The 15,350-nt window shown below is 38.2% G+C and carries 17 protein-coding genes; all 17 read right to left on the reverse strand.

Annotated elements, in window-relative coordinates; genetic code table 11:
• Positions 1-35: 35 nt before the first annotated feature.
• Positions 36-623: a class I SAM-dependent methyltransferase gene (locus CJ239_RS08750; RefSeq protein WP_180958254.1), complete on the reverse strand. Its 588-nt coding sequence runs from the start codon at positions 621-623 to the stop codon at positions 36-38.
• 32 nt (positions 624-655) lie between these two features.
• Positions 656-1,069 (reverse strand): competence type IV pilus minor pilin ComGG, encoded by a 414-nt coding sequence (gene comGG / locus CJ239_RS08755; protein WP_102211280.1) that lies wholly within the window; start codon positions 1,067-1,069, stop codon positions 656-658.
• Complete coding sequence (gene comGF / locus CJ239_RS08760; RefSeq protein ID WP_102211281.1) at positions 1,047-1,508, reverse strand: competence type IV pilus minor pilin ComGF; 462 nt, start codon at positions 1,506-1,508, stop codon at positions 1,047-1,049. The genes comGG and comGF overlap by 23 nt, the downstream gene beginning before the upstream one ends.
• A complete protein-coding gene (gene comGE / locus CJ239_RS08765) occupies positions 1,471-1,773 on the reverse strand; it encodes a competence type IV pilus minor pilin ComGE (RefSeq protein WP_102211282.1) in 303 nt (100 codons plus the stop codon). The genes comGF and comGE overlap by 38 nt, the downstream gene beginning before the upstream one ends.
• Positions 1,736-2,140, reverse strand: a complete 405-nt coding sequence (gene comGD, locus CJ239_RS08770) for a competence type IV pilus minor pilin ComGD (protein WP_257994519.1) — start codon at positions 2,138-2,140, stop codon at positions 1,736-1,738. Before comGD ends, comGE begins: the two co-directional genes overlap by 38 nt.
• Positions 2,133-2,459, reverse strand: coding sequence for a competence type IV pilus major pilin ComGC (gene comGC / locus CJ239_RS08775; protein ID WP_102211284.1), 327 nt, complete (start codon positions 2,457-2,459; stop codon positions 2,133-2,135). The genes comGD and comGC overlap by 8 nt, the downstream gene beginning before the upstream one ends.
• Position 2,460: 1 nt before the next feature.
• On the reverse strand, positions 2,461-3,477 hold the full coding sequence (gene comGB, locus CJ239_RS08780) for a competence type IV pilus assembly protein ComGB (RefSeq protein ID WP_102211285.1): 1,017 nt from the start codon (positions 3,475-3,477) through the stop codon (positions 2,461-2,463).
• Positions 3,425-4,366 (reverse strand): competence type IV pilus ATPase ComGA, encoded by a 942-nt coding sequence (comGA, locus tag CJ239_RS08785; protein WP_102211286.1) that lies wholly within the window; start codon positions 4,364-4,366, stop codon positions 3,425-3,427. The genes comGB and comGA overlap by 53 nt, the downstream gene beginning before the upstream one ends.
• Positions 4,367-4,442: 76 nt before the next feature.
• The gene (locus CJ239_RS08790) at positions 4,443-4,808 is read right to left on the reverse strand and encodes a DUF1033 family protein (protein WP_102211287.1); all 366 of its coding nucleotides are present in this window, start codon (positions 4,806-4,808) and stop codon (positions 4,443-4,445) included.
• A 150-nt stretch (positions 4,809-4,958) separates the two neighbouring features.
• Positions 4,959-6,017: a zinc-dependent alcohol dehydrogenase family protein gene (locus CJ239_RS08795; RefSeq protein ID WP_102211288.1), complete on the reverse strand. Its 1,059-nt coding sequence runs from the start codon at positions 6,015-6,017 to the stop codon at positions 4,959-4,961.
• A 158-nt stretch (positions 6,018-6,175) separates the two neighbouring features.
• Positions 6,176-7,327, reverse strand: a complete 1,152-nt coding sequence (gene nagA, locus CJ239_RS08800; protein WP_102211289.1) for an N-acetylglucosamine-6-phosphate deacetylase — start codon at positions 7,325-7,327, stop codon at positions 6,176-6,178.
• Between the two features lie 152 nt (positions 7,328-7,479).
• Positions 7,480-9,297: an acyltransferase family protein gene (locus tag CJ239_RS08805; protein ID WP_102211290.1), complete on the reverse strand. Its 1,818-nt coding sequence runs from the start codon at positions 9,295-9,297 to the stop codon at positions 7,480-7,482.
• A gap of 100 nt (positions 9,298-9,397) precedes the next feature.
• Positions 9,398-10,540, reverse strand: coding sequence for a tRNA guanosine(34) transglycosylase Tgt (tgt, locus tag CJ239_RS08810; RefSeq protein ID WP_001285237.1), 1,143 nt, complete (start codon positions 10,538-10,540; stop codon positions 9,398-9,400).
• Between the two features lie 242 nt (positions 10,541-10,782).
• Positions 10,783-12,075, reverse strand: coding sequence for a DUF6161 domain-containing protein (locus tag CJ239_RS08815; RefSeq protein WP_102211291.1), 1,293 nt, complete (start codon positions 12,073-12,075; stop codon positions 10,783-10,785).
• A 17-nt stretch (positions 12,076-12,092) separates the two neighbouring features.
• Positions 12,093-12,887 carry an abortive infection family protein gene (locus CJ239_RS08820; RefSeq protein ID WP_102211292.1) on the reverse strand — a complete coding sequence of 265 codons (795 nt, stop codon included), beginning with the start codon at positions 12,885-12,887 and terminating at the stop codon, positions 12,093-12,095.
• Positions 12,888-12,911: 24 nt separating this feature from the next.
• Positions 12,912-13,952 (reverse strand): DNA (cytosine-5-)-methyltransferase, encoded by a 1,041-nt coding sequence (gene dcm / locus CJ239_RS08825; protein WP_102211293.1) that lies wholly within the window; start codon positions 13,950-13,952, stop codon positions 12,912-12,914.
• Entirely contained in the window at positions 13,949-15,349 is a 1,401-nt protein-coding gene (locus tag CJ239_RS08830) for a protein NO VEIN domain-containing protein (protein WP_102211294.1), read from the reverse strand. Before CJ239_RS08830 ends, dcm begins: the two co-directional genes overlap by 4 nt.
• Between the last annotated feature and the right edge of the window lies 1 nt (position 15,350).

Raw genomic sequence — 15,350 nt, forward strand, 5'->3', positions numbered from 1 at the left:
CTTTTTTCCATCCTTATAGAAAAATCACTCCCTGACTAGGCGAGTGATTTTTGGGCTACTGTTAAAAAGAGTTCTGAGTAATTTTCTTGAAACAGGTCTTCAGCACTATAGAGGATCTGACTATGTGCAGATGAAAAACCATGCTCAATTAGCTGTTTTTCCAGTTCAGCTAAATCAAATCCATGATGGTTAGCTTCTGTATTGCTAAAATCAGCAATGAGGAGTTGTCCATCTTCCTTCAAATGTTGATGAAACAGTGAGAGGGCCACATCCAAATCAGGCATATGATGAAGAACACGACAAACAACAATGAGATCAAACTCTTGCTCCAAGGGTTTTTCCAGTAAATCTTGCTCCAAAAACTGGATATTCTTGATGTCTTGCTGCTTCGCTTTCAAACGAGCTTGCTCCAGCATTTTCTCAGAAATGTCTACAAGAGTGACAGACTTAGCCTGCTTGGCTAGGGGCAAGGCTAATAGACCCGTCCCTCCACCGAAATCCAGAATTTCTTTGTCTAATAGAAGAGCAAGCTGTTTCTCGACTGCTTGACACACCAAGTTTGCAAGAAATATATTTTTAGGGGAATCGAAAGTTTCTGCTTTGTGGTTAAAATCATGTTTCATGCTTTTAGTTTAACACAGAGTAGCTTGATTAGCTAGGAATTATCTTTCTTGTCAGGCTTCTCTTCTGATTTTTTCTTCTCCGCTTTTTCGTTTGAATCAGTCACTACCTTTTCCTTTTTATCCGTTTTCTCTTCTTTGATTTTGACTGAAGGAAATAGGAACTCATATTGGCTCTTATCCGTACGAACCGTCGTCACCAAGCCAGTTTTCTTGTTTTGATAGCTTACCTGACCTAGATTAAAGACCTGTTCTCCACTTTCTTGCTCGGCTTTATCCTTGGTTCGCTTGGCCATGGCAAAAGCGATTAATTTTTCTTTATTTAAAGCATAGTCTCGATGATGGGCGACTTGTCGATTCAAGTAAAATTGTAACAAAAGACTAAAGATGGCTACCATGGTGACTGCATAGAGGAGAACACCTGCCTTAACTTTTTTCTTTTTCCACACGATAGATAAACTCCCTTTCTAAGCCTTTTTGGAACTGAAAACGAAAACGAACCAGTTGATTGTCCTCTGTAATCTGCGCAGATTTGAGGCCATAAACCATAGGCTGATAACCTCGTCCACTGGCATCGGTTTTCCGAAAATCATCTGATTTAGACTTACCAATAGAGATATCCTTGCCATCCTGCTTCATATAGAGGCGATTGCCCTCCACTTTTTCGAATTGCGAACGATCTAATTCTGCCTCCAGCTGGTCCACAAACAAGAGCCACTCTTTTTGCTCGCTTTGTTGCTGGTAGCGAACTTCTGAAATGAGAAGCTGACTCATGGCTTGAAAGAGAAGTAAACTTCCACTGATGACAATGAGGGTAATCAGGGATTCTAACAGAGTGAAAGCCTTGACCTTACGGCTCTTTGATAGCCAACAACTGTTCTGAACCATGGTAGACCTCCAATCCTTTTTCACTAGAAAACACCTGAATCTCAACTCCGTTGATGTTTATCTGATTTTGACCTGTCTGCAGTGCCATCTTAGCTACCCTCAAGACTTCTTCCTCTTGCAAGATTTTTGCTTCTTCTTGTCTATTTTTCTGAATTTGTCCCAAAAGGAGGGTTGCAATGCTAGCAAAGATAGCTAGAGCAACTACTGCTTCCAGTAAAATAACTGCCCTAATTTTTTGTTTCCTTAATGCGTTTAATTTTCCCATTTCCTAGATATAATTGATAACGAATCGCTCCTTTGCTGGTCTGAAATTCAACCTTAGCCAGGGACGAATTGCCCCCAGCTCGGTCAAATGTGATACTTTGGCCCGATGGTGCTTGAATTCCTTTAGGAACTGTCAACTTTTGACTGCCATTGCTAATGGTCTGCCCATCTAAGTTCAGACTAGTCTTTTGCTGACTGGCTACACTGCGTTTTTGGGTTTCCCGATAGAGTTCTTCAAACTCCATAAAGAAAATCTGCTCCTCTACCGCTGCAAAAGTGGACTGAACAGAGCCGGATAAGCCCAAAGCTACGATACTCACAAGACCCAAAACCAAGAGACTTTCCAGCATGGTAAAGGCCTTAATCATTGACTTTACGATTTGCTCCTCCATTTTTATCATGGTGTTCTTTATAAGCTTTAGCCTGTTCAGGAGTAATACGCCTATCTGCTTGTAACTTGCTCAGAGTAGCATCTTCATTTTTATCTAAGCTATAAAGCTCTGCCTGGCTTTCTACCACCTTAACAACAGCAGCTTTTCCTTTATCATTGACTGCTTCTTTTTGCTTGGTCAAATTAGGTACAAAGAGTAATAGAAGCACACTGATGATGAGTAAGACCACCAACATCTCCACAAGTGTAAAAGCTTTAACCTTAGCTTTTTTCAAGAATGTCATCATTTTTTTCATTTTAAAAATTTACCTCCATATTTTGATACATGGGCATGAGCATTGCCGCATAAAGTAAAACGATAATCAGAGCCACAAAGATAAAAACCAGTGGCTGCACCAAATTCATGGTTCGGTTGACTAGGGTAAAAAAGGATTCCCAAGTTTTTTCAGCATAGATTTCCAACTCACTCCCCAGCTTAGACTTGACTTCCCCATACTCGATGATGAGACTCAATTCCTTCCTAAAGAAAGGATAGGTTCCTATCATCTGAGAAAATTCTCGACCATTTTGGAGAGCATGAGCCAGATCTTGACCGATTTCTTTAAAGAGCTGGGAACCTTGTTCCTGCATCATCTGAAAAATCTGCGTCAGCTCCATTCCCTGTGAAATCATATTCCCCCACTCACGCGCATAATAGGCTGTCAAATAGGTCTGCACAAAGATTCCGAGAAAGGGAAGGCGTGCTAAGATAGAAAAAACGCGCATCTTTGAACTTCTTTTATAAAAAGTTAGTGCTAAAAGGACACCTACTGAAATAAACCCTACCATGCCTAGAAAAATTTGTGGCAGATTTCCAATAATTTGGGTGGCGATATTGCTACTATCCAGTTGTGGTAGTAGGTAGTTCCGTAGTCCCATCATGATTAAGAGAAGAAAACCCAGCAAAATCAAGGGATAGGTCGCTACTTCAATTAATTTTTTCTTGACCTTGGCCAGATTGTCTAGATATTCTTCTATCTTTCCCAAACTCAGATGAAGATTCCCATGGACTTCAGCTAGGGATAACTGAGTGACAATAGCGCTTGAAAAGCCTAAACTTTCCATCATTTCTGAGAATGATTTCCCTTGAGACAAGCCCGTGCGCATCTGGGTCACACACTGCTTATCCAACAAAGCGCTCCTGTCTAAAAAGGAGATAGTTTCCACCAGATGAAAACCGCTGGAAAAGAGATTGTTAAACAAGGTGATGATATTTTTTTGCTTAGCTGTAGCCAATTTTTTCCGTTTCAGCCTGAAGACTTGTGATATGTCCATCTTGAAAAAGCTGGTCAATCTGTTCATTCCAGCTAGTTGGCTGGTGTTCTTGATAGTCTTTGTTTGCAAAGTCAACGATTCCTCCTCCACCGATTAATCTCTGGTAGCAAACCCCTTGCAGAACGACTGCCAATTCCTCCTCACTCACACCCAACTCCAACAGGCGCTCATAAACACCTCGAATACTCTTGGCATGAATGGTTGAAAAGACTGTCGCACCTGTCAAACTGGCTCTAACAACTGCACGCGCCGTCTCACTGTCCCGAATTTCTCCTATAATCAAGAGATCAGGACGATGCCGTAGTGAAAGCTTGATCAGATTTTCATAGGTTAGTCCGATTGCCTCATTCAACTGCAACTGGAGCATGTCGTCCTGTTTGATTTCGACAGGGTCTTCGATAGACATGACTTGCTGTCCTTTAAAGAGAGATTTAGCCAATTCATGCATCAAGGTCGTCTTACCACTTCCGACTGGACCAGCAAAAAGATAGAGACCACGTTGCCTGTACTGCTTGCCCAATTCATCAATATCCTGAAACCAAAAATGCAAATCCTGCTCCTCATCGTGCAACAAACGGATCACCAAACTCTCATGTCCTCGATAATCGCCTACAGTAGATAGACGTAGAGATGCCATCTTCTGGTCATAGGCATAATCACAGGAACCAAGTTGACTACGTCGCTTCTCTCCAACATTCATACCCGCCACAAACTTAAAGTGACTGATGACAGCCGCAAATTTTTCAAAATCATAGCAACCAATTTTACAGCGCTCGTCTCCTACCCTCATATGAAGCTCATAGGCATCTAACTTAGGAACAAAATAAATGTCTTGCGCTCCTTTTTTCCGAGCTGAACGAATGATTTCTTGTGCAATTTCTTGAACCATACTTACCTCCTCACCTATACTATTCGCAAAGATTTGGAAAAAATAAAAAAGCAACTCTAAAAAAGTTACTTTTTCTCTATTTTAATTTCATACGGCAAGCACGGTGCCTTTCTTGACCTGTTTGTTTTTCATAGCCTGGGCGTAGTTTTGCATCTGGGATAACCTGCTCATCCTGCAAAAGAGCTAAAGAATGGTATTGTTGTAAATACTCATCACATTCATCGCACCAGCGTTGGTCTTCTGGATCCCAAAAAATGGTCATCAAGTCACTTCTGCTTTTATAAAGAGGGGATTCCTGTTCCAATCTAAACCAGCAAGTTTTGTAGTATTTGAGAGCATCATAATACTGGTCAAATTTCTTACTAGCTACAATATCTTCTTCCCAACCTTCTAAGAACCACCAGGGTTCAAAATCTCCATACATTTCTATAACACGATACATATTCATTCATTCCTTTGTACCGTATATTATAACTAATTCCGCCAGACAAGGAAAGAAATATGCTCATCTCTTAATTTTTTGATAAAAAATCCAGGCATCCGATGGATGACTGAATTTCTATTTACTTATATGATAAAAACTTTTTATTTCTTAAGCTTCTGAGATATCGTTTTCAATAATGACCTTAATGGCATGGTGGTCTGCTGCCTTACTGAAGACTTCATAGGCTTTTTCAATTTCACTTAGTTTGAAATAATGAGTTACCAATTTTTCTGGCTCAATCTTATGAGTTTCAAGAGCTTTCAACAACTGAGGTGTTGTATTTGTAGATACTAAACCAGTAGTGATATTGATATTGCGAATCCAAAGTCTATCCAACTCAAACTCAACTGGTTTACCATGCACACCACAGTTGGCAACGGTCCCGTCTACACCGATGATCTTTTGACAGAAATCAAATGTTGCAGGAATACCAACAGCTTCGATAGCAACATCTACACCGCGGCCATCTGTCAAATCATAAATTTCTTTAATTGCTTTTTCAGGGTCTGAAGAATTAACCTTATGAGTTGCACCGAATGATAAAGCAGTTTCCAAACGGTTATCACCTAGGTCCACCATAATCAATTTGGCTGGTGAGTAAAACTGAGCTGTTAAAAGAGCAGCCAATCCAACAGGTCCTGAACCAATAATGGCTACGCTACAACCAGGTTCTACTTTCCCTTTTAAAACACCAATTTCATAGCCAGTTGGTAAAATATCTGACAACATAACAAGGGCTTCATCTGATAAAGCTTCTAGTGTATGATATAGAGTATTGTCAGCATGAGGAACACGTAAGTACTCAGCCTGCGTACCATCAATCAAGTGACCGAAAATCCAGCCCCCTTCGTCTTCACAGTGGGCATAGATTCCTTTTTTACAGTGGTAACATTTACCACATGAACAAACAAAGGAAATTAATACTTTATCACCCTTTTTGAAGTTAGAAACACCTTCTCCAACTTCTTCGACAATCCCAATCCCTTCGTGACCAAGAATGGTACCACTTTGGCAAGCAGGAACATCCCCTTTAATAATGTGAAGGTCTGTTCCACATATAGTTGTTTTAACGATACGCACGATAGCGTCTGTCGGCTTGCGAAGAACTGGTTTGTCTACATCAACAAAAGAAGCAAGTCCTGGCTTAACATAAGTATAGGCTTTCATAAAGCACTCCTCCGTTTTTTTATTTGTATCTATGTTTTAGTTGTAAGCCTTTTCATTTACTTCTTCAAGCTTTTTTTGTGATTTTTTTAACTTTTTGTTTACTGGTAAAGTACCATATATAAAAAAGCAGAGACCGTCAAATAGTCTCTGCTTTTATGTTATGCTTGGTAACGTTTCACACCATCTAGATACGTAGCTACCAATTCCAAATCTTTGTCTAAAACAATAAAGTCTGCATCATAACCTTCACGAATTTGTCCACAGACATCGTCAATATTAACAGATTTTGCTGGGTTAAGGCTAGCCATCATAACCGCTTCGTGTGGATTTGCAATACCCCACTCGACTACATTTCTCATACCATCTTTAAGTTTGAGGATAGAACCTGCCAAATTACCAGTAGATTTGAGACGTGCAGTTCCATTTGCTACTACAACAGGGAATTCTCCCAACATATAGTCACCGTCTTCAAGCCCACCAGCTGTCATACAGTCCGTAATAAGAGCGATGTTGTCTGTCCCCTTTTGCTTAAGTAAAATCTCACAAGCTTTTGGATCTACGTGATAACCATCACAAATCAATTCTGCGTAAGTATGTGGGAGCTCATACATAGCTCCTACCATACCTAGTTCGCGGTGTGTTAAACCACGCATCCCATTATAGGCATGTACCCATACACTAGCTCCAGCATCAACTGCCTTCTTAGCTTGTTCAAATGTCGCATCTGAGTGTCCAAGTGCAACTGTCACACCTTCACCTGTAATAGTACGTACAAAATCTTCCACCCCATCACGTTCTGGTGCAATAGCGATTTTATTTAGCATCCCTTTTGCAGCATCTTGCCAAGAATGAAACTCCTCAACACCCGGGTCTCTCATATAAGTTGGATTTTGTGCCCCCTTAAAAGTTTCTGTGAAATATGGACCTTCATAATAAATCCCACGAATCTTAGCACCTGTTGCTTCTTTATAATGGTTTCCAAGATTTTCAGTGACTGCAAGCAATTGCTCATAAGTGGCTGTTAAAGTTGTGGGCAAGAAACTGGTAACACCGGTACTAAGAAGTCCTTCACTCATAGTATGCAATGTACCTTCAATGTTGTTGTCCATCACATCTACACCTGCATATCCATGAATATGAGTATCCACAAGACCTGGTGCAATGCTATAACCAGTATAGTCAAGAACCTCTGCTCCTTCAGGAATTTGATCCACATGTTTCCCAAATTTGCCATCAACAAGTTCTAAGTACCCACCGCGACGAATGCCAAATGGATAGAAAAACTGATCTGCTTTAACGTAATTAGGCATAATAATGACCTCCTTAAAAGATTACTTTTGATATTTATTATGTCAATTACATTATAAACTTTTCTGATTCATTTGTAAATGGTATAGACCTATTTTCTAGAGATATTTTAAAAGAGCTGGATGTCTCCAACTCTTCTCTTTTTAAATACAAGTTATTTAGATTTGACTGGTTTGTCTTGAGCTGTTTGCAAGGCTGTGGCAATGGTATCTGCATACAATTTTGCTCCGGCTTCAATTTTGCTAGTGTCACTTCCGAAATGGACTTGGTCTGTCCCAGTCCAAATTTCTGGATGTTCCTTAGCAACTTGATTCCAATCCGCTATCGTGATGTAAGGGGTCTTCTCTGCCAATTCTCTCATATAGGCAGCAGCCTTCTCAACGATTGCATAGGTCTCTTTTGTCTTATCTCCCTCATAAGGAGTCACCAAAACCATGTGGTGGCCCTTAGGAAGATTTTTCACGATACTATCCCAGTCTTCCTTGTAATTTTCAGGATTATTCACACCTGTTGCAATAACCACCATCTTTGGTAGAAATTTATTCTGGCCATTATTTAGCATGATTTCATTGGCAGTCTTGGTTGTTCTGCTAACTTGTGCGTTAATCTGTGCCCCTGGAAGGGCTGTCTGCAGGGCTGTATTTGCCCTTAAAGCCACCGAGTCACCAATTAACATAGTGCCATCAGCAATTCCTAAACTATCAGCTTCTGCTCGTTCTGCCATCACCTTGGTCTGGCCAATATTTGTTGCAGCTTGCTTCAAACCATTGACAGTCAAATCTGTCTCAAACGCTCCCACTTGTGGTGCCAAGAAAGCCACTAAGAAGACAATGGAGGCCAAGATTCCTGTACTTGTTGCAAGAATTGCGTGAATATAAGGCAAGGGACGAAGAGTTTGTAAAACAGGTGTGTTCTTGCCTGCAATCCAAGGTTCCAATACATAAAATGAAAGACTGGCAAATCCATAAGAACAAATCAAAGTTAATAACACAGCAAGAAGATTTGATGTCAACTGTGAGAATATGATATAGAAAGGCCAATGGAAGAGATAAACCGCATAGCTAGTATCTGCTAAAAAACTGATAATCTTTGGTTCCTGCATATTAGGAGTCTTTTCATGTAAGACACGCGCCGCCAGAATCATAGCAAGAGCTGCAAGACTGGCAAGCAAGAAGCCTATAAGATAGGCAAAGAGATAGGTAAATTTGACAAAGAAGGTCAAAATGAGTAAGAAGCCAAAACCTCCTCCAAAAACTAAAAGGGTCTTTCGTAAATCCCAGATTTTATCCAACTGCTTGACGAGGGAAGTCGTCTGACGAACGCCTACAATCGTTGCTAACACACTTCCCAAAAAGAATGGATAGACATGAGTTAAACTGGAGAAGTACACAGAGGAATAAGAGGTTACTAGAAAACTACCAATAAACATGGAGAAGAAGCTGATCAAGAATGCAGCAGCAGATAAAAGAAAGACCATCCCCTTCAACTGACCATTTGATTTAGCCTGTTTGGATAAGAACCAAACTGCCAATCCCCAAAGAATATAGTAGTGAACCTCAACAGCCAAGCTCCAATTATGAACAAACAAATGAGGAATGAACTGAGATTCATAACTCCCACCTGTTAGGAGTTCATAGAAGTTGGTCATAAAGCCTAAGACACCCGCAATCTGACCTCCAATTCCAGCCACATAGTCTTGGCGAACTAGGAAGGTAAAGGGCATGGTTACTAAGACCATCAAAACCACAGGTGGCACAATCCGATAAAAACGTCTTCTAAAAAATCCTATCAAATCAATCTCACGATTCTTAGAAAATTCTTCGATGAGTAGAGCTGTAATCAGAAATCCTGAAAATGTGAAAAAGACATCTACCCCGAAAAATCCTCCAGGAAAGATGGTCTGAAAGAAATGATACAAGAGTACCAGTAGTAAACCTGTAATCCTAATCAAGGAAAACCATTTAATGCGCATACGAGTTTATTCTTCCTTTCATTGTACACTTTATTCTATCAAAAAAAGAAGAAAAATCCCAAGAGAAAACTTAGGATTTTTAGCTTATATCAATTCCATTTTAGAAATTACGGCCTGACTTATTATAGCCATATTTTTCAACAAAATACTCACGGAATTCCAAAAGATTGTCATCCATAATAGCTTGTCGCACTTGCTTCATCAGGTTAAGCAAGAAGTAAAGATTGTGGTAGCTAGTCAAGCGGATACCGAAGGTTTCATCGGCCTTGAGTAGGTGACGAAGATAAGCACGTGTATAGTTCTTACATGTGTAGCAATCACACTCAGGATCCAGCGGCGTAAAGTCCTCAGCAAACTGGGCATTTTTTACAACCAAACGTCCCTGACTAGTCATACAAGTTCCGTTACGAGCGATGCGAGTCGGCAAGACACAGTCAAACATATCCACCCCACGAATCACCCCATCAATCAAGCTATCTGGCGCTCCCACACCCATCAAATAGCGAGGTTTATTTTCAGGTAGCAGTTGGGTTGTAAAGTCCAAAACTGCATTCATCTCTTCGTGGGTTTCTCCCACTGCCAAGCCACCGATAGAGTAGCCTGGGAAATCCATGCTGACAAGATCGTGAGCTGACTGACGACGCAGGTCTTCAAATCCTGCCCCCTGCACAATCCCAAACAAACCTTGGTCATGTGGACGACGGTGAGCCTTCAAACCACGCTCAGCCCAACGACTGGTACGCTCGATTGATTTCTTAACGTAGTCGTAAGGTTGATAAAACTGAGGACATTCATCAAAGGACATCATGATGTCTGAACCTAGATTATTCTGAATAGAGATGGCCTTTTCTGGTGATAGGAACATCTTGGAACCATTGAGATGATTTTTAAAAGTTACGCCTTCTTCTGTGATATTACGGCTATCTGCTAAGGAATAAACCTGGAAACCACCACTATCCGTCAAAATAGGCTGATCCCAATTCATGAATTTGTGGAGACCACCTGCGCGTGCGATGAGTTCATCTCCAGGGCGAAGCCAGAGATGATAGGTGTTTGACAGGATAATTCCCGAACCCATCTCCTTCAATTCTTCAGGTGACTGTGTTTTAACAGTGGCTTGTGTCCCAACTGGCATAAACATAGGTGTCGGGAAGGTGCCGTGGGGGGTGATGATTTCTCCCAGACGAGCTCCCGTGTGTTTTTCTTTCTTAATCAAACGGTATTTGATTGGTGAATCTGACATTTTTTACCTCCGAAGCTGGGAAAGACAGTCCCAGTTCATACTTTGTGCCCAAGGGCATACTGTATGATTTTATCAAAAAAAGCTGGAACTGTCACGAACTATGGTATAATGTCCACACCTCACCCAGCAGTCCAACACCACTCTAAACCTTAAACCCCAGCAACTTAGAATTGCTGGGGTTTAAGGTTTAGAGTGGTGTTGGTTATTGGACTATTCAATAATAAGATATTATTTCTTTTTTACTACTTAGATATTTTAGAAAGTATAGCAAGTAATGCTTCCGAATCATTAGAACTGTCCGTTTTAACTAATCCAGTATCAGTTTTACTAAATAAAGCATTAAAAATTATTAATCTTTCCTCTTTTTCTACTTCTTTGCCATCATAGACTAAAGCTTGATAAAATCTTGTTAAGGCTTCCTTTTGTTCATATTCCATTGCCATATGCTGATTTGAAATGATAATCTTTATCATAACTCGAACTAAATATATCAAAAATGAAATTAATGCAACATATACAAAAGATTGAGAGATAAATGGAATATCTTTTAGGGTTCCTTTCAAATATTCATGAATACTAACCAATAAACTTCCTGCTGAAAATATCAAAGCAACAATAAATACTGCAAGACCACCCATCCAATACCTATTGTTAACTTTATAATTTTTTGACCTTTCTTTCCATAATGTCTCAGGAGCTTCAAGCTGTAATTTATTTTTATAAGTATCTTCTAAAATCTTAATCGCATTTTCTTTATCATCTTGCCAGTTTTCAAAATCCTCTTTAAAGTCACTAATCTCTTGATAATGTGAATTAAACAACTCTCGGATAGCTTCATTTTTTTCTTCAATTAAAGCAGTAGTTTGTTTGAAGTTTTCTTGAGCGTCAGAAGCAATTTCCTTTACAGTTTCAGAAACAGGATCAATAACTTCCCTTTGAAAATTTTTAAATGGAGCTTTAGCTTTAGGTAGCTCTCTGTTTAATATAAACAACGCTGGAATCAATCTATAAGAATCAGTAGAATTCAAATATTGACCGATGTAGTTTTTATTATTTTCGATAGTAATATAATTTTGAATTGCTTCTAATAAATAATCTTTAGCCCAACTTTTTAAGTAAAAATCAACAAATAATCGAAGCATTACAATATTATTATCTTTATTGATTGGACTATTAATGTCTACATAGATAAGCCTAATACTACTTGAAGTAATAGTAGTATATGAAGTTGAAAAATGACTATACAAAAAATTATAAACTTCATTAATATTAAATTCAGAGAGATTTTCTAAATAATCTTTGAGATTTCGCAATCTCTCTTGCCAATATTTCCAATTATTTAAAATAGGATTAGCCATTTCATAGGAACTACTTTTCTCTTCCCAATACTTATAGTTAGACTTAATTATATTCTCAAGCTCCGAAAAAGTTAGTTCATCTCTATTATAGTCTAAATTATAGCCATTATTTCTAATTTCAAATCTTAAATGTTCATCCATAAAATTAGAAATCTGAGCATTAGTATTTTTAGACATTTAACCTCTCTCCTTTACTATTTTTTCTTATCTTGATATGTTTCCCAAACAAATGACACTACCGTTAATGCAGAACCAACAACAACTGAAGCATACCTTGGTGGCAATTCTATAAAGTTAGCTCCCTTACCATGACCATCCCCTTTATCATTTCGAAGATTGTTAATCCCCTTGATAATTTGATTCAAACCACTTAGAACCAGCTTTACATCTTGATTATTTTTTGCTGAAATATTTTCATTAGAATCCAAGTTTAAAAATTTAAAGACTTTCTTTTGCAAAGTTGCAATATCATTAGAATTAGAATACTCAATTTTTTCGTGGTCTAAAATATGTTTAAAACACGATTCCAACAATTCCTTAGCTTTTCCAATAGCGTCCGCTGGAGAGCGAGAAATCATTTCATTCATAATCCCCATTTGCTTATCTATATAGTCGCTATCAAAATAGTCAGATAAAGATTTAGCAGCATTATTTAAGTAGGCTATTTGTGAGACTTCATATTTCGAAAGTCTCTCTTTCAATTTCAATGCCTGAGACTTCCTCTCTTCAGTTTTCTCGTGATATGAGTCAGGAAGGTCTTCATAATATCTAAGTAAATCTAAAGCTAATTTAAGGACGAGTTCATCTGGTTCGTTATCTATAAAAGCCTGTAAAGCTTTCCCCTTTGAACCCCCATATTTTTCTTGAATATTTACTCCTACTGAATTAAAAGTAAACTTAGCAAAAGTGGAATTAGAAAAATTTAGTACATAACCGTCACTATTAAAAAATACTTTTATAAAACTCTTATCTTGAAAATTCAATTCCATATCAAGTTCCCTACACTTAAAACATCAACTCGCTTCAAACAAATCCAGTTGACCAAAACTTTCTTCGAGTTTCTGTTGCTTAGCAATTACATCACTATTACGTAAATCTGATACTAACTTTTCAGCAATATACCACATCATTACTGGTGGAATAGCATTCCCCAGCATTCTATATTGAGCACCTTCCGAACCAAGCAATTCATAGTTTTCTGGAAACGACTGAATACGTGCAACCTCTCTTGGAGTATAGCGACGGTAACGTCCATTTTCTAATAAAACAGGATCAGTACTATTTAAGGACACTTTCGCCAAGTGGGAACTAACCGTATTGCTCGGCTGTTCAATGTCTTGTGCTCGTCCTTTATTCATTTTTTTGCCAGATTTACTATTTAACATTCCTTGCACAGCCCTCTCACTAAAATAATACTTTTCATCAATATCTTGCTGAAGAATTGCTTTTAGTGGTGTATAATCTTCTACATTCTGAATAGGCTCTTCAGGAAATTCAAAAGTAAAATTTAAATCCTTTCGAATGCCAACAATAAACACACGCTCTCTCTTTTGCGGAACGCCGTATTTGGTGGCTACACAAAGTTTATAAGAAACATTATAGCCAGCTTTTTCGAACTCTTCAATAATTAGAGGAAAAGCTTCTTTATTGTTTGCAGACAAAATTCCCTTAACATTTTCGGCAAAAAATGCTTTTGGTTGATGAGCCTTTAACACTCGCACCATCTCAAAAAACAGTGTCCCTTTTTCGTCTTTTATTCCTAAGCGTTTCGGATTTTGAGCACTAACAGAAAATGATTGACAAGGAAAACCTCCCGTTAAAATATCGAAATATGGGATTTCATCTGATTTTATTTCTCGGATATTTCGATTGTCTGGAGTAACACCAAAATTCTTTTCAAACATTTTATTGGCACTGTCTTCAATATCATTTGCATAGACAATCTCAATTTGATTGTCAGCATAATGTTTACCTAAAAAATCAAATCCACCAGCAAAACCAATATCCGTTCCACCCCCTCCACTAAAAAGAGAGGCAATTTTTAGTTTCTTCAAATTAAATTCTCCTCAAAGCCAACTGACGATGAAAAACGGACATCATATCCATCTTTTCTCTCAATCAGAAGCATCTTCTCATTTTTGACTAACTCATACAAATTCTTGATAATAAACAATTTTTTGCTATGTTTAGAAATCTGCAAACGATAAATATAGTATCTATCACGCACAGATTTAGCAGTTCGCCATTCGTTTGGTGTGATATGAAACGAATTAAAAGTAATAGAAGCATTGCTGACAGTTGTTTTGACTTCAATATACTTTCTCAGCTCAGAATCATCACACTCAAAAGATTGAACATCGTAGCCAACGCCAAACTGTGTTGGAATAAAATTCACCAGATGGAGCAACTGCTCTTGCCCATGTTCTCGTAATTTTTGTTTTTCATGATTGATAACAATAGCTTCTCCCGAACTCCCTACAACAGCGGTAGAGATTTTCTCGCTGTATTCGATGTGTTCAGTTAGATGTCCGATAATATCTGTTTTCTCTTCAGTAAAATCAATATCACTTGGAAGGTAGATATTAAAGTTTGTCCTAAAATCAATATCTCCTAAATCACGATTGACATATTCGAACCAAGCACTTCTAAAATTTCGAACATCTTCAATTGTTGTAGAAGCATTTCCAATAAATTGAGCATAGCCATCAAAGGTAGCATCTGATTGCAAAAAGTCATTTATTGCTTGCTCTTCCATAGAATTTATTTTATACCTACCACCTTGAACAGTTAGTAAACTCGCTATAACCATGTAATCTAAAATATCTTTGGCATATCGAATAACATCTCCTTTAGTATCGTAAGCTACTTTAGACGCTCTATTCTCTTTGATACGATTCCATATTTTCAAAACAGGCTCTCTATCACGAGTGCATCTCAAATCATTAAAGATACAATGGGCGACTTCTTCATCGGTGAGGTAAATAGTTTTTTCTTCAGCTTGTGAGGCTTCTGTAAATAGTTCCAGTAGATACTGAGCTGGCTTAAATTGAACTCCGATTTGGCAAAGTTTAACAATCTCGTTATCTTTTAGATGCCCACCAGGATATTCAAAATTATACAAAAAGGTTTTAAAAAAGCGAATAAGGTCTTGGTCCTCAGTCAATTCCTTAGCCCTGTTTCCTGAATAGACAAAGCCATCTTTCTCAATCATCATCCCAAACAAAGAAGAAATCTCTGTTCGCCAGTTATTGATTGTTTTCTCTGTTTTATCTGCATTTCCTGCATATTGTTTGATAATGTCATTTAGTTGCTGACTAAATTCATTTTTAGGCAATATTCCCAAATAAGAAATATTCGTTGCCATATAAACAAGTACATTTTCGACATCATTTTTAAAACGAGGTCTTGGGTGATGTAGTCTAAAATAATATTTCTCTGGAACTTGATACATA

The sequence above is a fragment of the Streptococcus sp. UMB0029 genome, assembly GCF_002871495.1.
In the GTDB taxonomy this organism is placed as follows: domain Bacteria; phylum Bacillota; class Bacilli; order Lactobacillales; family Streptococcaceae; genus Streptococcus.